The following is an 18,832-nucleotide window of genomic DNA, read 5'->3' on the forward strand; positions in this document are numbered from 1 at the left end:
GTGACCTAGTGGGCGCCCGAGCCGGTGAGGGATCGGACTTCCAACTCCGCGTATTTCGCGTCGTCACGCTCCTTGGAGATGATCGTGCCGAGCCAGCCGCAGAAGAAGCCGAACGGGATCGAGATCAGGCCCGGGTTGTTCAGCGGGAACCACTGCCAGTCCGACTTCGAGAACATCGCGGTGGCGGAGCCGGAGACGACCGGAGAGAAGAACACCAGCACCACTGCTGAGATCAACCCACCGTAGATCGCCCAGGTCGCACCGGACGTGTTGAACCGCTTCCAGAACAGGCTGTAAAGGATCGCCGGCAGGTTGCCGGACGCGGCCACGGCGAACGCCAGCGCGACCAGGAAGGCCACGTTGAGGTTCTGCGCGAAGATCGACAGCAGGATCGCGATCGCGCCGATCGCCAGTGCGGAGATCCGGGCGACGTTGACCTCCTGCCGCTCCGAGGCCTTACCGTCCTTGACCACATTGGCGTAGAAGTCGTGCGCGAGGCTCGACGACGACGCCAGGGTCAGGCCGGCGACCACGGCGAGGATGGTCGCGAACGCCACCGCCGCGATGATCGCCAACAGCGTCGCCCCGCCGGTCTCGCCGCCGAGGAACCGGCGGCCGAGCTCCTGCGCGAGCTGTGGAGCGGCCGTGTTGCCGGCCTTGTCCTGTGCGGTGATCGCCTCGCTGCCGACCAGCGCCGCGGCACCGAAGCCGAGGGCCAGCGTGAACAGGTAGAACGTGCCGATGATGCCGATCGCCCAGAGCACGCTCTTGCGGGCCGCCCGCGCCGTCGGCACGGTGTAGAAGCGGATCAGGATGTGCGGCAGGCCGGCGGTGCCGAGCACGAGCGCGATGCCGAGCGACAGCAGGTCCATCTTGTTGTAGAAGGTCTGTGTCGCGTTGTTGGCCACCTCGACGCCGTATCTGAGCCCGGGTTCGAGGAACGCCTCGCCCTTGCCGGACGACTGCGCCGCGTCGCCGAGCAGCGACGAGAGGTTGAACTTGAAGACCGACAGCACGAGGATCGTCATGACCAGCGCGCCGGTCATCAGCAGGAACGCCTTGACGATCTGGACGTACGTGGTGCCCTTCATGCCGCCGATGGTCACGTAGATGATCATCAGCGCGCCGACCAGCACGATGGTCGCGATCTTCGCCGCGCCGGCGTCCATGCCCATGAACGTGGTGCCTGGCTTGATGCCGAGCAGCAGCGCGACCAGCGCGCCGGCGCCCACCATCTGGGCCAGCAGGTAGAAGATCGACACGGTGATCGTGGAGACCGCCGCCGCGGTGCGGACCGGCTTCTGCCGCATCCGGAACGCGAGTACGTCCGCCATCGTGTAGCGGCCCGAGTTACGCAGTAGCTCGGCGACCAGCAGCAGGGCGACCAGCCAGGCCACCAGGAAGCCGATCGAGTACAGGAAGCCGTCGTAGCCGTTGAGCGCGATGATGCCGGCGATGCCGAGGAACGACGCCGCCGACATGTAGTCGCCGCCGATCGCCATGCCGTTCTGGAAGCCCGAGAACGACCGGCCGCCGGCGTAGAAGTCGGTCGCCGTCTTGGTCTGCCGGCTCGCCCAGACCGTGATCGCCAGCGTGACAGCCACGAAGACCAGGAACAGGATGATCGTCAGCGTACGAGCGGTGCTGCTCGTCGCCTCAGCCGCGAGGACCGTCGGCACTCGGCACCTCCCCAAGCTCTTCGTGGATCTTGTCGGCCAGCGGGTCTACCCGGCGGCTGGCGTACCGCGCGTAGAGCCAGGCGATCAGGAAGGTCGTGACGAACTGGAGCAGACCGAAGATCAGGGCCACGTTGATGTGGCTGTCACCGATCCGGATGCTCATGAAGTCACGGGCGTACGCGGACAGGATCACGTAGAGCGCGTACCAGACGAAGAACGCCACGGTCATCGGGAACACGAAGCCGCGGAGCGCCTTGCGTAGCTGGGCGAACTCCGGCGAACGCTGCACGGCCAGATACCGGTCCTCGGGTGTCTCCGTGGGAGCGGTGTCTCTCGCCTCCGTACTCATGTGGTCACCACCTTCACGGGGGGCGTAGGGACAGGGCTGAACAGGCGCACCGTAGGTACGGCCCGACGAACCCCGGAACCCCCAGGCAGGCGAGCGCAGCCACCTGCGCCGAACGGACAAGTGGCTGCGCCGAGTGACCCCGGTCACGCCGTTGAACGGCTGGCCCGGTCAGCCCGCCAGGTATCGACCGCGGTAGTGGATCAGTGGTGGCCCGTCGCCGAGGATCTCCACCTGCTCGATGGTGGCCTCGACCAGCAGCCCCCAGCCGAACTCGCGTGCGCTGTCGAGACGGCAGCCGGCCCACGCGCCGGCGTCGGCGGGAACCGGGCCGAACGGCGTCTGCGTCCACTGTCCAGTCCGGAAGAGTCCGCCGGGCGCGGGCATCAGCCCGGCGAACCGGTCGGCGAGCTGGCCCTGCCCGGCGGCGAGCGGGGTGACCGCGAACCGGCCCGCCGCCGACACCGCCGTCCACAGGTCGGCCTCGTCGTCGAGGTGGCCGATCAGCCGGCCGGGGTCGCCGTCGATGACGAGGGTGGACGAGACGGTGAACCCGGCAGGCCCGGGCGCGGTCCAGAGGGTCACCGGCGACGCCAGCCGGCCGCGGAACCGCCGGATCGGCGAGCGCGCCTCCTCGGGGGTCGCGAACGGGTCGGTGCCGTGGATCTGCGCGCCGGGCTCGATCGGGTCCACGGCGCTACCGCCGCGGGGTGATGGTCAGCAGGAGCTCCGGAGCGCGCCGTTCGAGCACGTCGCCGACGATCACGCTGCCCAGCCAGGCGGCGCCGACGCCGTAGACCAGGCCGATCGGCATGGCCAGCCAGAGCCAGGCGTCGCCGGCGAACAGCGCGCCGAGCAGCATCGGGATCGCCAGCACGAGGCTGGCCAGCATCGCGACCACGCTGAGCAGGCCGCGGGCCATGCCCGCGCCGGTGTTCAGCGCGAACGGGTTGGAGGTCTCCGGCAGGGCGTAGGCGCCGACCACCGAGAGCATCGAGTTGGCGGCCAGCCCGCAGCCGAAGGTGGCGACCAACGTGCCGACTGCCATCGGGATCCAGCCCGGCTCCCCGATGAGGAAGCCGACGATCACACCGATGACCAGGACCAGGGGGAGCACGTAGACCGCGAACGCGCCGGCCCGGGCGGCGATCTCGACCCGGCCCGGCACCCCGGCCACGATGTCGGCGGCGTACGCGGTGCCGTCGAAGCCGAACTGGTTGGCCAGCGTCAACGCGCCGAGCGTCCCGATGAAGATCATCGACAGCGCGAAGGTGACCGGAGAGGCGGACACGTCGCTGGTCGGCTCCGTGCCCCAGATGACGTCGCCGAAGTTGACCATCGCGGACACGAACAACGCGGCGACCGCGAACGTGATCAAGTTGGCCCGGCGGCGGGCGTCCCGCCACCAGTAGCGCACCTCGCGGGCCAGCACGGCGCCGAACTGGTCCCGCCGCACCCAGCCCAGGGCCTTCGGGAAGAGCAGCGCGACCGGAGCGCCGGGTGTCGTCCGCTGGACGGTCTTGCGCACGCTGGCCGTGCCGACCATCGCGGACTCCAGCGTGCGCGACCACCACCACAGCAACGCGACGATCGCCGCCGCGGAGATGACGAGCTTCGCGGGTGCCGCCCAGTAGCGGCCGCTGACCACCTCGAGCCCGGCCGTGTAGGGCGCGCCGAACGGCGTCCAGCCGACGATCTCGGCCAGCGAAAGGAACCGTCGCCAGTCGGTGTCGGTGCTCGCCCGGTTCAGCGCGATCTGCAGCGGACCGATCAGGGCGGCCGCCACCGCCAGCAGCACCGCGGCCAGGTCGCGGGTGCGCCGCGACCGCAGCAGCGTGGCGAACGCGCTGGTCACCGCCCGGCTCACCGCGACGCAGAAGAGCAGGCCGAGCAGCACGCCGACGGCCTGGACCAGCGCGGCGCCGGGGCCGCCGAGAGCACCGGCGGAGAACACCAGCCCGGCGGTCGCGATCAGCGTGGCGGCCGCGGGAACACCGATCAGCGCGGCGGTCAGCAGCCCGATGACCAGGGTGCTGCGGCGCAGCGGGAGGAGGGCGAAGCGGGACGGGTCGACGGTCTCGTCGACACCGAAGAACACCAGCGGGAGGAGCGTCCAGCTCAGCGCCAGCACTCCGCCGCCGAGGGCGGCCACCAGCAGCGCGGCGTCAGCGTTGTCGGCCAGGCCGGGCAGGGCACTGCCGAGGAATCCGGCGACCGCGTAGAACAGCCCGCCCAGCACGCCGGCCACGAACAGCAGCACCCGCGCGGTCTGGCCGCGGAACCCGTTGCCGAGAATGCGGAGCTTGAGGCGGACGAAGTGGCGTGGTGAGACCGGGCGGGGCGCGGTCACCGCGGCGGTCACAGCCACGCCAGCTCCTCGCCGGTCGCCGTGCGCCCGCCGACGACCTCGACGAACACGTCTTCGAGCGAGCGTTCGCCGCGTACGTCGGCCAGAGTGCCGACCCGCTTGATGACGCCGCCGGCCAGGATCGCGACGTGGCTGCAGAGCCGCTCGACGACCTCCATCACGTGGCTGGAGAAGATCACCGTGCCACCGCCGACCACGTACCGCTGGAGGATGTCGCGGATCAACGCCGCCGCCACGGGGTCGACGGCCTCGAACGGCTCGTCGAGCACGAGCAGCCGCGGCGCGTGCAGCAGCGCGCAGGCCAGCCCGATCTTCTTCTTCATGCCGGCCGAGTAGTCGACGACGAGGGTCTGGCCGGCGTCGGCGAGGGCGAGCACGTCGAGCAACTCCTGGGCGCGCTGGTCGACCACCGCCGGGTCCATGCCCCGCAACAGACCGTGGTACGCCAGCAGCTCGGCGCCGCTGAGCCGGTCGAAGAGGCGCACGCCGTCGGGCAGCACCCCGAAGAGCCGCTTCGCCTGGATCGGGTCGGCCCAGATGTCGTGACCGAGCACCCACGCCTGGCCGTGGTCGGGCCGCAGCAGGCCGACCGCCATGGACAGCGTGGTCGTCTTGCCCGCGCCGTTGGGGCCGAGCAGGCCGTAGAACGAGCCGGCCGGCACGTCGAGGTCGACGCCACCGACCGCGACCTTGCCGTCGAAGCTCTTCGCCAGTCCCCGTAGCACCAGGGCGAACCGATCGTCCTTCACCGTCGTCACCCCCTGACGGTATCGGTCGCAATCACCTCCGTGGTGAACCGGCGAGCGCGCTTTCCGGCGCGTGCAGGCGGAGCATCACCTCGCTGACGTCCGCGGGCACGCGGCCCCGGCTGGCCAACGACACGATCACCATCACGGCGAAGGCCAGCGGAACCGTCCACGCGGCCGGCTGACCGACCAACGCGGCCGGCCAACCCGACAGCGGCGGTCCGAGCACGGTGAGCAGCACGGCGCCAGCGGCCGCGCCGCCACCGGCGAGCACCCCGGCGGCGGCGCCGCGCGCGGTCAGCCCGCGCCACCAGATGCCCAGCACCAGCAGCGGACAGAAGCTCGACGCGGCGACGGCGAACGCGAGCCCGACCACCTGTGACACGTCCAGGGTCGAGATGGTCAGCGACAGCACGATCGGCACCACCCCGGCGATGACCGTGGCCAACCGGAAGTCGCGCACCGAACCGTGCCCGGTCACGTCGGTGGAGATGACACCGGCGACGCTCGTCAGCAGACCCGACGAGCTCGACAGGAACGCGGCGAACGCGCCGGCCGCGACGAGGGCGGCGAGCAGTTGGCCGGTCAGGCCGCCGCCGAGAGCGGCTCCGGGCAGCAGGACCACGACCGCGTCGGTGCGGCCGGTCATCAGCAACTGCGGTGTGTAGACCCGGCCGAGCACGCCGTACAGCGTCGGCAGCAGATAGAAGAGTCCGACCAGACCCAGCACCACCAAGGTCGTACGCCGGGCGGCGTTGCCGTCAGGGTTGGTGTAGAAGCGGACCAGCACGTGCGGCAGGCCCATCGTGCCGAGGAACGTGGCCAGGATCAGCGAGTAGGTGGCGAACAGCCCTTGGTCGCTGTCGCCGGGCAGCAACCAGTCGGGACCGCGGGTGTCGTCGACGGTGGACACCTGCGGCACCGGCTCGCCCGCGGCGAAGTCGAGCTTCTCGCCCGCCCGCACCGTCATGGTCGAGCCGTCGGCCATGGTCAGCGTGGCGTGGTCCTCGATCACGACGGTGGTGGAGGTGTGGAACACCGGCCCGTCGGGTGCGGCCACCGCCGGCCGGCCGTCGGCCTGCCACTGCAACAGCAGGAAGACGGCGGGCACCAGCAGGGCGGTCAGCTTCAGCCAATATTGAAAAGCCTGCACGAAGGTGATCGCCCGCATCCCACCGAGCGCGACGTTGCAGGTGACCACCGCACCGACCAACAGGGCGCCGAGGGCGTACGGCTGGCCGGTGACCGTGGTCATCGTCAGCCCGGCGCCCTGTAGCTGCGGCACCAGGTAGAGCCAGCCGATGAACACCACGAACGCCGTGGCCAGCTTGCGCAGCCGGCGCGAGCCGAGCCGGAGCTGGCAGAAGTCGGGCAGGGTGAACGCACCCGAGCGGCGCAGCGGCGCGGCCACGAACAGCAGCAGCGCGAGATAGCCGGCCGCGAAACCGACCGGATACCAGAGGACGTCGACGCCGTACTTGAGGATCAGGCCGGCGACGCCGAGGAACGATGCGGCCGAGAGATATTCGCCGCCGATCGCGGCCGCGTTCCAGGTCGGGCTGACGCTGCGGGACGCGACGAGGAAGTCCGAGGTGGTGCGGGCCAGCTTGAGGCCGTAGAAACCGATCGCGACGGTCACCAGCGTGACCAGCAGGATCGCCGGAATGATGTACGGGTTGTCCACTCAGCGCTCCGGCCGCCGGACCACCGCGACGAAGTCCTGCTCGTTGCGTTCGGCGAGGCGCACGTAGGCCCAGCCCACGACGAACAGGAACGGGAACGCGGCCACGCCGAGCAGCAGCCAGGGCAGGTCGACGCCGGCCAGGCGCGCGTTGCTGACCTCGGGCGCCACGGCGAACAGCAGCGGCAACCCGCCTAGCCCGATCGCCACGACCAGGGCCAGCCGCAGCGCGAGCGCGAGCTGGGCCCGCACCAGCCCCTGGACCAGCGCCTCGCCGACCTGGGTCTGCTCGGCGAGCTCCGTGCGGGTGCGGTCGTGGTCGTGCGTGCGCGGGTGCACGTCGGCGAGCACCACTCGGGTACGCCGCCCTTCCGTCATGCCGGCAGTGTCCCCGATCACACGCTATCGGCGGTAGACCCCGCAGTCGTCGGCCGGACGCTCGGCGAGCGACTGGCGGGCTTCGTGCCGGGCGAGGTTGAACGATCGCCAGTCGTCGGGGGACGAGTCGAGGCCGTTCGCGATGCGCCAGATCACGCACGCCCGTTCGTGGTCCGGCAGTCGGTTGAGCGCCGGCGCCGCGTCGGCGGACAGCGAGCTCAGGTAGATCAGATCGATCCGGCCCGTGGCGAGGAACCGGTCGACGTTGCGGTCGGCGATGAACCGGTCGGGGTTGACCACCGCGAGGGCGAGCAGTCCGCCGGTCGCGATGGCCAGCACCGCGCGGGGCAGCCAGCCGCCGCGCAACCGCACTCCGGCGACCAGGATCGCGACGAAGACGGCGCCGAGGCCGAGCTCGACGGCGGAGACGAAGACCCGCAGCCGGGTGTAGCCGTAAGCCTGCTCGTAGACGTTCATCCGGTAGGTCGCGCTGGCCACCACCACGAGGGTGAGCAGGGCCAGCGCGCCGAGCAGCACCCGGACGGCGATCCGGTCCGCGCGGTCGGCCCGGGGTGCCCAGCGGCCGGCGACCGCGACGACGACGAGCGTCAGGCCGGTGATCGCGAGCAGTTGCCAGAAGCCGCCGCGGGCGTAGTCGGCGAACGTCGGGCCGCCGGGGCCGAGCACGTGCCGGGTGCCGCCGAAAAGGACCGTGGCCTGCACCGCGACGAACGCGAGGAACAGCAGGTCGAGCAGGGCGACCGGGATCGCCCAGTCGGCGCGGCGGAAGGCGAAGCGGGCCGGGCGGTCGGTCTGGTCCAGTGTGGGCGGGCCGGCCAGGGTGAAGGCGGCGCCGGCCAGCACCGCGAAGAGGACCGGGAAGAGCAGCAGCGCGCGGGCGAGCGCACCCCCGTTGACGGTCGGGGTCGCCCGGTCGAGCAACTCGGCGAAGGCCTCGTCGGCGGAGGCGAAGAGCGCGCCGAACACGAGCAGGAGGACCAGCGAGACGGCGCCGACGACGGCGACCCGGGCGGGTACGCCGGAACGGCCGGCGAGCCGGTCCCGCATGCTGTCGCCGACCCAGGGCAGCGCGCGTACCGCCCCGGCCACCGGAACGACCAGGGCGGCGAGGATGGCCCGGACCGTGCGCGGGTCGATCAGGGCGAGCGTCCCGGTCACCGCGGCCGTGAGCACGCACAGGGCGAACAGCCAGTCGGCGGAGCGGAACGTGCCGACGCCGAGCAGGGCGACGGTGGCGGCGGCCCAGGCGGCCTGCCGCCAAGAGACCTTACTTCGCGTGACTGCCAGGGCAACAATGCTTGCGATGCCCCCGAGCAGCCAGCCGATCCCGGGCCGGTCGAGCGGGAGGGCGGCGGCGGAGAGGGCGGCGGCCAGCATCAGGGCCACCAGCGCCGGTCCGCCGGGCCGGCGGGTCGGGCCGGGCCAGGACCAGCCGGCCGGCGGGCTGGGCGGCTTCGGCGGCGCGGTGGGCGGGTTGGGCGGCTTCGGGGGCGCGTCGGGCGTCGGGCTGACGACCAGCGCGTTGGCCGGGGTCGATGTCGTCATGCCGCCACCGTCGCGGGTGCCGCCGGTGTCGTCAAGCGGGGCAGCGACACCCGCACCAGGCAGCCAATTCCGGACGGTGGGTCGACCACCCGGATGGTCCCGCCGTGTAGCTGCACCACCCACTGGGCGATCGCCAGGCCGAGCCCGGTGCCGCCGCCGGCCGCGCGGTCGCCCCGGGTGAACCGGTCGAAGACCGCTTCCCGCTGCGCCGGTGGGATGCCGGCGCCCTCGTCGCCGACCTCGAACACCACGTGGTCGCCGTCGAGTCGCCCGGCGAGCGAGACCGTGCCGCCCGGTGGGCTGTGCCGGGCCGCGTTGTCGAGCAGATTGGCCAGCACCTGGTGCAGGCGGGCCGGGTCGGCGTGCACTGTCATTGGTACCTCCGGCGGGCGTACCGCCAACGTGATGTCGTGGCCGGCGCCGCTCGCCGTGACCGTGGCCTCTTCGGCCACCTCGTCGAGGAAGTCGGCGACGTCGAACCGGACCGGGTGCATCGGTTGCACGCCGGCGTCGAGGCGGGACAGGTCGAGCAACTCGGCGACCAGCCGGCCGAGTCGCTCGGTCTGGTGCAGCGCGGTGCGCAGGGTGGCGGGGTGCGGGTCGGCCACGCCGTCGACGATGTTCTCGAGCACACCCCGAAGAGCGGTGATGGGTGTACGCAGCTCGTGCGAGACGTTCGCGATCAGCTCGCGCCGCTGTCGGTCGGCGGCGGCCAGTTCGGTGGCCATCTGGTTGAACGCCTGCGCCAGTTCGCCGACCTCGTCGCGCGAGGTGGCCCGGACCCGCTGGGTGTAGTCGCCACGGCGCATCGCGCGGACGGCGGCGGTCATCTCGCGCAGCGGCGAGGTCATGCCGTGTGCCAGCACCTGCGAGGTGAGCAGGCCGACGAGCAGGGCGGTGGCCGAGGTGACGTAGGGGATCCACTGGGTCGCGTACCAGAAGTAGGCGAGCCCGGCGAGGGCCGAGGCGAACAGCAGGAGGGCGAGCTTGAGCTTGATCGACCGGACGGGGTCGAGCGGGCGGGGCAGCAGGTCCAGGCCGCGGGTGAGCAGGTCCTTCACGGCTGCTGCACCTCCAGCGCGTAGCCGACGCCGTGGACGGTGCGGATCAGGTCGGCGCCGAGCTTGCGGCGCAACGCCTTGATGTGGCTGTCGACGGTGCGAGTGCCGGCGCCGTCGCCCCAGCCCCAGACCTCCGCCAGGAGCCGTTCCCGGGGCAGCACCGTGCGCGGCCGGCCGGCGAGGTGCACCAGCAGGTCGAACTCGGTCGGTGTCAGGTGCGCCTCGACGCCCGCCCGACTGACCCGACGTTCGGCCTGGTTGATCTCCAGGTCGCCGATCCGGATCGGGGCCGGCCCGGCCGAGTGGGACCGCTGCACCCGGCGCAGCAGCGCGTGCACCCGGGCGGCTAGCTCGCGCATCGAGAACGGCTTGGTGAGGTAGTCGTCGGCGCCGACCGCGAGGCCGACGAGCATGTCGTTCTCGTCGTCGCGGGCGGTGAGCATGAGCACGGGCACCGGCCGGTCGGCCTGGATGCGCCGGCACACCTCCAGGCCGTCGAAGCCCGGCAGCATGATGTCGAGCACGACCAGGTCGGGCGGTTCGCGCCGGGCGGTCTCGACCGCGGCCGGGCCGTCGCCGGCCAGGCTCACCGCGAAACCTTCCGCACGCAGCCGCACGGCGATCGAGTCGGCGATCGTCCGCTCGTCCTCCACGACCAGGATTCGGCGCTCTCTCATGCCGGCGACTGTAGTGAGCGCCCGTGGGGATACCGGTCCGGCGATGTGAACAAGCTGTGGAGATGCGAAAAGGCCCGCACCGTCGCCGGTGCGGGCCTTTCGGTGTCGCCGATGGTTCAGTTGACCAGGATGTCGACGTCCAGGCCGCCGGCCGGCACGGTCACCGAGTAGCGGACCGGACCGCCCGGGGTGGCCGGAGCCAGCTTGGCCTTGTCCGAGCTGACGTAGTCACCGTCGACCTGAACGTCGTACACGTAGCGGATCTCCTGGCCGGGCAGCACGTGCAGCTCGTACGTGGTGCTGTCTTCGAAGTCGCTGGTGTCCACGTAGTCGCCGGTCACCGTATTCAGGACGCTGACCCGCGCCCAGCCGCTGATCGTGCCCTTGCTGATCACGAGGTCACCCGTCACCGTCACCCCGTGCGTCAGCGCGAGGTCGGCGGTGGCCACCGCGCCGACGGTCACCTGGGTGCCCGTGGCGGTGTAGCGGTTGACAGCGCCGCCGGTCCACGCGGTCGCGTAGCCGAAGGAGCTGTACTTGAGCGGCCAGCGATACGGGCCGAGGCCGTCGATCTGGAACCGACCGTCGGCGTCGGTTTCCGCCTCCGGGGAACCCAGGCCAGGGTTGGCGGTGAACGGGGCGACGCGGGCGTGCAGCGGCGCGCCGGTGGCGCCGTCGGTCACCCGACCGCGGATCGACCCGGCGCGGTCCATCTTCACCTGCGGGGCGGCCGCGGCCTTGCCCGTCGCGATCTTGATCGTCGCCGCCTGCCGCTCGTCACCAGCGCCGCCGTTCGTGGTCACCCACTGCTTCCCGTAGGTGGTGTTCTCCAGATCGCCGGACTGGGCGAAGAGCCGGTAGTCGCCGGCGGCGAGCCGGTTGATCGTCACCTTGCCCGCCGCGTCGCTGCACATGTCGCCACCCCAGTTGTCCGGGATGCGGACCTGGCCCAGCTTGTAGGCGAACACGCAGACATCGGCCAGCGGCTGGCCGGTGGCCTTGTCGACGACCGTGGTGGTGATCTTGCCGCCGGGCAGGAGCCGGACGAGGACCTCGGTCGTCTGGTTGGCCTTCACGGTGGCGGTGGCCGAGCGGCCGATGTAGTTGCCGTCCGTGTTGACGTCGATCGTGTGCGTGCCGACGGTCTGGTCGGTCATCAGCGCCACGCCGGTGCCGTCGTCGCAGACGTCGTACGCGCAGAAGCCCCGGATCGTGGCGCCGGTCAGCGCGTCGACGGCGCGGACGCGGATGCTCCCCGTCGGCAGCATGCTGTCGGTGACGCGGGTGTTGGTGCCCGCGGTGACGACGACCGGGTCGGCGTCTTCCAACTCGAGCGCGCCGTCGAAGTATTGGTGCCGGATGCCGGTATAGAACTCGACCGAGTACGTGCCGACCAGCACCTGCGGGATCGAGAACTCGCCGTTGGCGTTGGTCGGCACGTCGCCGAGGTAGCCGTTGGCCTGAAACGGCGTGGCGTAGACCGAGGCGTCCGCCACCGGCGTGCCGTTGTCGTTCGTGAGCCGCCCGCTCAGGCTGCCGACCGCGAGCGCGGTGTCATCCGCCCGGGTCTCCTGGTCGGCCGTCACCGTGAACAGCGTGGCGTCGTCGACGCTGATCTTCCGAGGGATGAACTGCTCCTGGTAGCTGCCCTCGAGCGGCGAGAACGAGACGCGGTAGGAGCCGACCGGCACCGGGACCCGGTAATTGCCGTTGTCGTCGGTGGACGCGCCACCGACCGAGCTGCCGAACTCGTTGACGGCGTTGACCCAGGTCCACGCGAGCGGCTCGCCGTTGGCCTGGAGGATCCGGCCGGCCAGGAAGCCGGTGGGGATCAGCGCCTGGTTGATCGTCGTGGTCTGGCCGTTGGTGACGCGGACCTCGTCGGCTTGCCAGATCTCGGTCTTGCTGTCGAAGTACTGCGTCGGGTGGTCGGTGCCGGACATCGACACGACGTAGCTGTCGGTGGCGAGACCCTGGATGCGGTAGGTGCCGTCGGCCGCGGTCGTGGTGTAGCCGACCGGCTCGCCCAACTCCTCGAAGTCCATGGCGGCCACCCAGATGTCGGCCGCCGGGGCGCCGTCGCTGGTCGTGATCCGGCCGGTGATGACGCCGGTGCCGGCCGCCTGCGCGGGCGTCGCCCACACGGCCAGGGTCCCGGCCATGACGGCCGTCGCGACGGCGGCTGTCGCACGGCGTCTGACGCTGAGTCTCATTGCGTTCCTCCCCGTTGCTTCGTCCACATCGGACATGGGGGAAGGCAGAACGGTTCCCCCGTGTTCGCCGGCGCTAAGGCGCGGGCGTACGAAGGATAGAGGCTCTTCGCTTTCGTGTCGTCGGCCGTTCGACTGAAAGGATCTAGCGGCTCCAGTCCTGTTTGGCCGCGCGGACGAGCTTGTCTTTCAGCTCGCGGGTGTGGCGCCGGGAGACCGGCAACTCGGCGTCGTCGACGACCACCACGTAACCGGAGTTGGCCAACCGAAGCTCGGCGATCAGCCGTAGCTGCACCAGATACGACCGATGGATGCGCACGAAGCCGGCGTCGGCCCAGCGGTCGGCGAGCGTGGCCAACGGAACCCGCACCAGGTGCGAGCCGTCGGCGGTGTGCAAGCGGGCGTAGTCGCCCTGCGCCTCCACCCAGCGGACCGCCGAGCGCGGCAGCATCCGGGTGGTGCCGGCGAGCTCGACCGGGATCGTCGGGTCCTCTTCGGCGCGGGCCAACGCGGCCGGATGGCTGGCCACGACCCGGGCGCTGACCACGCGGCGGATCGATTCGCTCAACCGCTCTACCTGTACGGGTTTGCGGACGTAGTCGGCCACGCCGAGGTCGAAGGCGTCGACGGCGCCGTCGTCGTACGCGGTGACGAAGACGATCGCCGGTGGCCGGGCGAACCGGCGCAGCACGCGGGCCAGTTCCATGCCGTCGAGGCCGGGCATCCGGATGTCGAGGAAGACCACGTCGACGTCGGTGTCACGGAGCACCCGCAGCGCCTCGGTCGCGTCGGCCGCGGTGTGCAGCCGGGCCACCCGGGGGTCCGCGCGCAGAAGATAAGCGAGCTCGTCGAGGGCCGGCGGCTCGTCGTCGACCGCGAGCACACGCAGAAAACCGCGATCATTCACGACGCACCGCCCGCGTGTACGCCGGGGTGGAACTTCGGCACTCGAATGCTCACCCTGGTTCCCGCCCCGATTCCTGTCTCGACGACCAGACCGAACTTGTCGCCGAACACCGAACGCAATCGCTCATCCACATTGGACAGGCCCACGTGGGCGCCGGCGTCGTCGACACCGGCCATGCCCGCCTCGGCCACTCCGGCGACGAGCGCCGCCGGATCCATGCCGACGCCGTCGTCTTCGACGGTGATGTGGCACTCGGCGCCAGCGTCACGGGCCTGGATGCTCACCATACCCAGGCCCGGCTTGCGCGACAGGCCATGTCGCACCGCGTTCTCCACCAACGGCTGTAGACACAGGAAGGGCAGGCTGACCGGCAGCACCTCGGGCGCGATCTGGAGGCGCACCTGGAGCCGCTCGCCGAACCTGGCGCGCTCGATGGTCAGGTAGCGGTCGATCGAGCGCAGCTCCTCGGCGAGCGTGGTGAACTCGCCGTGCGCCCGGAACGAGTAGCGGGTGAACTCGGCGAACTCGAGGATCAGCTCGCGGGCGCGCTCCGGGTCGGTGCGGACGAACGAGGCGATCGCGGTGAGCGCGTTGTAGATGAAGTGCGGGCTGATCTGCGCGCGCAGCGCGCGCACCTCGGCGCGGGCCAACCGCTCACGGGACGAGTCGAGCTCGGCCAGGGCAAGTTGCGCGGCGGCCCAGCGGGCCGTCTCCAGAGTGGCCTGCACGAGCCCGGGCGCCGGCTGGTCGTCCGCGACGGCGACCAGCGCGACCGGCGTCGCGCCGCGGATCGGTGCGACGACCGCGCCGCGGATCTCACAGTCGACCCGGTCGCACGGCAGCTCGGCCTGCCGGAGCACGGTCGACCGCCCGGAGGCGAGCGCCTTCTTGGCGGCGGCCTCCAACTGGTGGGAGTGGTGCCCACCGCGCCCGTCCAGGGCGAGCACCCCGTTGTCGTCAGCCAACGCCAGCCCGGGCGCACCGACCAGCACCCGCAGATGGCGGGCCGCCTTCGCCGCGGTCGCCGCGGTCAGCCCGGAACGCAGCGGCTCCGCGGCGAGCCCGGCGGTGTGCAGCACTTCGTACGTCGCCCGCTGTGTCGCGGTCGCGATCCCCCGCCGAGCCCGCAACCGCACGACGGCGTAAACCGCGGCCGCGAGCGCACTGATGAGCGCCAACACGGCCAGTGCCGTCGACAGGTCCGCACTCATGCGCGGAATCTTCGCCCGGCGTCTCCGATTACGGAACCCCTGTCCGGGTGGGTTACCCGGGCGAGTCCGGGACCAGAGCTTGATCTTGTTTAGTAGGCGCCCTTGCGGGCTAGGACTACGCCGATGGTGCGCCAGAGGATGCTGAGGTCATATGCCAGCGACCAGTTGTCGACGTAGTAGAGGTCCAGGCGGACCGCCTCGTCCCAGGAGAGGTCGGAGCGGCCCGAGACCTGCCACAGGCCGGTGATGCCCGGGCGGACCAGCAGCCGGCGCCGGACGTCGCCGAGGAAGTCGCCGTCGTCGGCGGGCAACGGGCGGGGGCCGACCAGCGACATCTCGCCCTTGAGCACGTTGATCAACTGGGGCAGTTCGTCGACCGAGCTCGCCCGCAGGAACCGGCCGAACGGGAAGACCCGCGGGTCCTGACGGATCTTGAAGAGCATGCCGTCGGTCTCGTTCTGGTCGACCAGGGCGGCGAGGCGGTCCTCGGCGTCGATGTACATGGTGCGGAACTTCCACACCCGGAAGGTGCGGCCCTCGTGGCCGACCCGCGGCTGGCGGAAGAAGACCGGACCCTTGTCGGAGATCTTGATGCCGATGGCGATGCCCGCGAGCACCGGAAGCAGCACGATCAGCCCGACGGCGGCGGCCACCCGGTCCAGGATGTTCTTGGCCAGCAGCGCCGGGCCGGACAGCGTCGGCTCTTCGACGTGCAGCAGCGGCAGGCCCTCGATGGGGCGGATGTGCACCCGGGGGCCGGCGATGTCGGTGAGCTGCGGTGCCACGACGAGGTCGACGCCGCTGCCCTCGAGCTGCCAGGCGAGCCGGCGCAACTCGCCGGGCTCCGCGCTGGCCGAGCCGCAGACCGCGATGGTGTCGGCGCCGAGCTCGCGGACCAGGCCGAGCACGTCGCGGCCGGCGTAGACGGGCACCGGGGTCTCCATGCCGCGTGCGGCGGCGTACCCGTCGGTGATGTGGATGCCGACCGGCACCAGGCCGGCGGACGGGTTGCGAGTGACCGCCGTGTAGACCTCGAGCGCTTCGGGCAGCGTGCCGATCAGGATCATCCGGTGCCCGGCGATGCCGGCGCGGCGGCGGACCAGGTGCAGCACCTGGCGGGCGAGGTAGCGGGTGAACCAGATCAGCAGCAAAGCGCCCAACAGGACGCCGCCGACCGTCATGCGGGACAAATCGGTCTTCGTGGCGAAGACGAGGAACGACACGCTGGCGGCGACCACGAGCGACGCGCGCGTCACGCGCTTGAACTCGTCGGTGCCGAGCCCGAGGTAGCGCCGGTCGTAGGCGCCGTTGGCCCAGAGCGTGAACAGCCAGCCGCACGGCAGGAAGACGTAGGCGATCAGGTTGAACAGCGTCGGGCGGTCCTGGAAGCCGGCGCGGGCGGTCTCGAACTCGGTGACCGCGAAGTAGCTCGCGAGCACGGCCGCGGCGAAGTCGAGCACGAGCAGGATCAGGATGAAGGGGCGGTGCCAGCGGGAGACGCGGCGGCGGGCTCGGGCCCAGGCGGAACGCGGCACGCCGTTGGGGGGCGGCGGCGAAGGCACCTGGATCTCGAAGCTGTCGACGTGGCGCACGACGCCACCGCGGCCGTTGCTGGTTACCGGGCGCTCGAGGCTTGTCGTCACCTCACGCACGTCCTCCCGGGTAACGCGTGCCGCCCACTCGCCGTACGGGCTCGGGTCGCCCACCGCATCAGTCTCCCATGTCAACGGTTGTGAACCGTGGACAGAAGGCAGACATTACGCCCGCACCCGTCGGAGGGGTCGTCCCCGCGCCGTCGGCGCGGGACCGGGTCACTATACCGATAGACGAGCGCTTCGGAAGAAGACAGTTGTGCGTCGAAAAAGGTTCGTACGCAGGGCTTCCGGCCGCTCACTCAGCGCACCAACCTGGACAGCCGTCGATCCGCCAGGGGCTTGCCGCCGGTCTGGCAGGTCGGGCAGTACTGCAGGCTCGAGTCCGCGAACGAGACCTCGCGCACGGTGTCGCCGCAGACCGGGCAGGGCAGCCCCGTGCGGGCGTGCACCTTCATGCCGGATCGCTTCTCGCCCTTGAGCTCCGCGGCCTTCTGTCCCACGGAACGCCCGACCGCGTCGTTGAGCACCGTCCGCGTGGCTTCGTACAGGGTGGCCATTTGTGCGTCCGTGACGCGGTCGCTCATCGCGAACGGCGAGAGCTTGGCCGCGTGCAGGATCTCGTCGGAGTACGCGTTGCCGATGCCGGCCAGCACCGACTGGTCCTTGAGCACACCCTTGAGCTGGCCGCGTCTGCGGCGCACGGCGGCCGCGAAGGTCGCCTCGTCGGCCGTGAACGCGTCGGGGCCGAGCTTGGCGATGCCGGGCACCAGGGCCGGATCGGTCACCAGGTAGGCGGCGAGGCGTTTCTGCGTGCCGGCCTCGGTGAGGTCGAAACCGGACCCGTCGTCGAGGCGTACGCGCACCGCGATCGGGCCCTTGCCGGGCTTGAGTGGCGTGGCGCTCGGGAACGCGTCGCGGTAGTGCAGCCAACCGGCGCGGGACAGGTGCACGACCAGGTGCACGCCACCTTCGAAGGTCACGTCCAGGAATTTGCCGTGGCGGCCGGCGTCGACGATCTCTTTGTCGGCGACCGCGGAGGGTGCGGGATCGTAGGTCTTCAGTGCGCTGAAGGAAGCCACCTCGAGCCGCTGCACACGGTGACCCACGGCACGGTCACGCAGGTATGCGGCGAGTGCTTCCACCTCGGGCAGTTCGGGCACGTCGACAACGGTAGCCTGACGCCACCATGAAGGTCGTCGTCGCGCACAACCGATATCGCGAGGCCCAGCCCTCGGGCGAGAACACGATCGTCGATCTGGAGATCGACCAGCTCGCCGCGGCGGGCGTCGAGGTGCTGCCGTTCCTGCGCAGCTCCGACGAGATCGCGACCATGTCGCCGGCCGCCAAGGCGCTGCTGCCGGTCTCGCCGATCTACGCGCCGAAGGCGCAACGGGAGCTCGCGGAGCTGATCCGGGCGCATCGGCCGGACGTGCTGCACCTGCACAATCCGTACCCGCTGATCTCGCCCTGGATCGTGCGGACCGCCCACCGGTTCGGCCTGCCGGTGATCCAGACCGTGCACAACTACCGGCAGGTCTGCGCGTCCGGGCTCTACTTCCGTGACGGTGGGATCTGCCACGACTGCCGGGGTCGCACGCTGCCGCTGCCGGCGGTGAAGCACCGCTGCTACCGGGGTTCGACGGCGCAGAGCGCGCTGATGGCCACGGCGTTGACCGTGCACCGGCCGACCTGGCGCTCGGTCGACGGCTACCTCGCGCTGACCGACGCGATCAAAGATCATCTGATCGGGTACGGGATCGCGCCGGAGCGGATCACGGTCAAGCCGAACGCGGTCGCTGACCCGGGCCCGCCCGCGCCACTCGGCACCGGCTTCCTGTTCTTCTCCGGCCGGCTCTCCGAGGAGAAGGGCGTCCGGCTGCTGCTCGACGCCTGGCAGCGGCACCCGGACGGCGCGTACGGGCCGCTGCGGGTGGCCGGCGACGGCGATCTGCGCCCGCTGGTCGAGTCGGTGGCGGCCCAGCGCGGCGATGTCGAGTTCCTGGGCCGGCTCGACCGTCCGGCGATCGACGCGGCGCTCTCGGCGACCGCGGTGGTGCTGGCCACGCCGACCTGGCACGACGTGCTGCCGACCGTGGTGCTCGAGGCGCTGGCCGCCGGGAGGCCGGTGCTCGGCACGGCGCTGGGCGGGGTGCCCTACGAGGTGGGCGACGCGGGCTGGGTCGTGCCGGCCGAGGTCGACGCGCTTTCCGCGGCCTTCCCGGTCGCGGCGGCCGAGGCGGCGGCGAAGGCCCCGCTGGCGCGGCTGCGCTACGAGCGCACGTTCCACCCGGACGTCGTCACGAAGCACCTGCTCGACACGTACGCGAACCTCGTGAAAGCAAGGGGCCCTTCTTAACGAATTTCGCATAGGAAGGGCCCCTTGTTAACGCGGCCGACGTGGCTGGCG

16 protein-coding genes are annotated in these 18,832 nt (G+C 71.2%); 1 reads left to right on the forward strand and 15 read right to left on the reverse strand.

Going from position 1 to position 18,832, the window contains the following annotated elements:
• Positions 1–5: 5 nt before the first annotated feature.
• The 15 genes from BLV39_RS00990 to BLV39_RS01060 all read right to left on the reverse strand — a co-directional run bounded on the left by BLV39_RS00990 (position 6) and on the right by BLV39_RS01060 (position 17,585).
• Positions 6–1,679: a solute symporter family protein gene (locus tag BLV39_RS00990; RefSeq protein WP_090786123.1), complete on the reverse strand. Its 1,674-nt coding sequence runs from the start codon at positions 1,677–1,679 to the stop codon at positions 6–8.
• A complete protein-coding gene (locus BLV39_RS00995; RefSeq protein ID WP_090786125.1) occupies positions 1,657–2,028 on the reverse strand; it encodes a DUF485 domain-containing protein in 372 nt (123 codons plus the stop codon). Before BLV39_RS00995 ends, BLV39_RS00990 begins: the two co-directional genes overlap by 23 nt.
• Positions 2,029–2,196: 168 nt before the next feature.
• On the reverse strand, positions 2,197–2,718 hold the full coding sequence (locus BLV39_RS01000) for a flavin reductase family protein (RefSeq protein ID WP_090786127.1): 522 nt from the start codon (positions 2,716–2,718) through the stop codon (positions 2,197–2,199).
• A 4-nt stretch (positions 2,719–2,722) separates the two neighbouring features.
• Positions 2,723–4,393: an ABC transporter permease gene (locus BLV39_RS01005; RefSeq protein WP_090786129.1), complete on the reverse strand. Its 1,671-nt coding sequence runs from the start codon at positions 4,391–4,393 to the stop codon at positions 2,723–2,725.
• Positions 4,384–5,142 carry an ABC transporter ATP-binding protein gene (locus BLV39_RS01010; RefSeq protein WP_090790994.1) on the reverse strand — a complete coding sequence of 253 codons (759 nt, stop codon included), beginning with the start codon at positions 5,140–5,142 and terminating at the stop codon, positions 4,384–4,386. The genes BLV39_RS01005 and BLV39_RS01010 overlap by 10 nt, the downstream gene beginning before the upstream one ends.
• Positions 5,143–5,173: 31 nt before the next feature.
• Complete coding sequence (locus BLV39_RS01015) at positions 5,174–6,823, reverse strand: sodium/solute symporter (RefSeq protein ID WP_090786131.1); 1,650 nt, start codon at positions 6,821–6,823, stop codon at positions 5,174–5,176.
• On the reverse strand, positions 6,824–7,198 hold the full coding sequence (locus tag BLV39_RS01020) for a DUF485 domain-containing protein (protein WP_090790995.1): 375 nt from the start codon (positions 7,196–7,198) through the stop codon (positions 6,824–6,826). It lies immediately after the preceding gene.
• 24 nt (positions 7,199–7,222) lie between these two features.
• Positions 7,223–8,764 carry a DUF4153 domain-containing protein gene (locus BLV39_RS01025; protein WP_090786133.1) on the reverse strand — a complete coding sequence of 514 codons (1,542 nt, stop codon included), beginning with the start codon at positions 8,762–8,764 and terminating at the stop codon, positions 7,223–7,225.
• On the reverse strand, positions 8,761–9,825 hold the full coding sequence (locus BLV39_RS01030; protein ID WP_090786134.1) for a HAMP domain-containing sensor histidine kinase: 1,065 nt from the start codon (positions 9,823–9,825) through the stop codon (positions 8,761–8,763). The genes BLV39_RS01025 and BLV39_RS01030 overlap by 4 nt, the downstream gene beginning before the upstream one ends.
• Positions 9,822–10,502, reverse strand: a complete 681-nt coding sequence (locus BLV39_RS01035; protein WP_090786136.1) for a response regulator transcription factor — start codon at positions 10,500–10,502, stop codon at positions 9,822–9,824. Before BLV39_RS01035 ends, BLV39_RS01030 begins: the two co-directional genes overlap by 4 nt.
• Positions 10,503–10,618: 116 nt before the next feature.
• Entirely contained in the window at positions 10,619–12,715 is a 2,097-nt protein-coding gene (locus BLV39_RS01040; protein ID WP_176984724.1) for a carboxypeptidase-like regulatory domain-containing protein, read from the reverse strand.
• A gap of 142 nt (positions 12,716–12,857) precedes the next feature.
• Positions 12,858–13,619, reverse strand: coding sequence for a LytR/AlgR family response regulator transcription factor (locus BLV39_RS01045; RefSeq protein ID WP_090786140.1), 762 nt, complete (start codon positions 13,617–13,619; stop codon positions 12,858–12,860).
• Positions 13,616–14,830: a sensor histidine kinase gene (locus tag BLV39_RS01050; RefSeq protein WP_090786142.1), complete on the reverse strand. Its 1,215-nt coding sequence runs from the start codon at positions 14,828–14,830 to the stop codon at positions 13,616–13,618. The genes BLV39_RS01045 and BLV39_RS01050 overlap by 4 nt, the downstream gene beginning before the upstream one ends.
• Before the next feature lie 89 nt (positions 14,831–14,919).
• On the reverse strand, positions 14,920–16,482 hold the full coding sequence (locus BLV39_RS01055; protein WP_090790997.1) for a sugar transferase: 1,563 nt from the start codon (positions 16,480–16,482) through the stop codon (positions 14,920–14,922).
• Between the two features lie 242 nt (positions 16,483–16,724).
• Positions 16,725–17,585 carry an Fpg/Nei family DNA glycosylase gene (locus tag BLV39_RS01060; RefSeq protein WP_090786144.1) on the reverse strand — a complete coding sequence of 287 codons (861 nt, stop codon included), beginning with the start codon at positions 17,583–17,585 and terminating at the stop codon, positions 16,725–16,727.
• Between the two features lie 26 nt (positions 17,586–17,611).
• Here BLV39_RS01060 and BLV39_RS01065 point away from each other — a divergent pair, with 26 nt between their 5' ends.
• On the forward strand, positions 17,612–18,781 hold the full coding sequence (locus tag BLV39_RS01065; RefSeq protein WP_090786146.1) for a glycosyltransferase family 4 protein: 1,170 nt from the start codon (positions 17,612–17,614) through the stop codon (positions 18,779–18,781).
• The last annotated feature ends 51 nt before the right edge of the window (positions 18,782–18,832 follow it).

Origin of the sequence: Asanoa ishikariensis, from assembly GCF_900107455.1 — a bacterium.
GTDB classification, from domain to species: domain Bacteria; phylum Actinomycetota; class Actinomycetes; order Mycobacteriales; family Micromonosporaceae; genus Asanoa; species Asanoa ishikariensis.

Excerpts from the sequence above, each read along its gene's own strand:
- BLV39_RS01035 (WP_090786136.1), bottom strand. The coding sequence starts at position 10,502 with ATGAGAGAGCGCCGAATCCTGGTCGTGGAGGACGAGCGGACGATCGCC.
- BLV39_RS01040 (WP_176984724.1), bottom strand. The coding sequence starts at position 12,715 with ATGAGACTCAGCGTCAGACGCCGTGCGACAGCCGCCGTCGCGACGGCC.
- BLV39_RS01065 (WP_090786146.1), top strand. The coding sequence starts at position 17,612 with ATGAAGGTCGTCGTCGCGCACAACCGATATCGCGAGGCCCAGCCCTCG.
- BLV39_RS01050 (WP_090786142.1), bottom strand. The coding sequence starts at position 14,830 with ATGAGTGCGGACCTGTCGACGGCACTGGCCGTGTTGGCGCTCATCAGT.
- BLV39_RS01020 (WP_090790995.1), bottom strand. The coding sequence starts at position 7,198 with ATGACGGAAGGGCGGCGTACCCGAGTGGTGCTCGCCGACGTGCACCCG.
- BLV39_RS00995 (WP_090786125.1), bottom strand. The coding sequence starts at position 2,028 with ATGAGTACGGAGGCGAGAGACACCGCTCCCACGGAGACACCCGAGGAC.
- BLV39_RS01025 (WP_090786133.1), bottom strand. The coding sequence starts at position 8,764 with ATGACGACATCGACCCCGGCCAACGCGCTGGTCGTCAGCCCGACGCCC.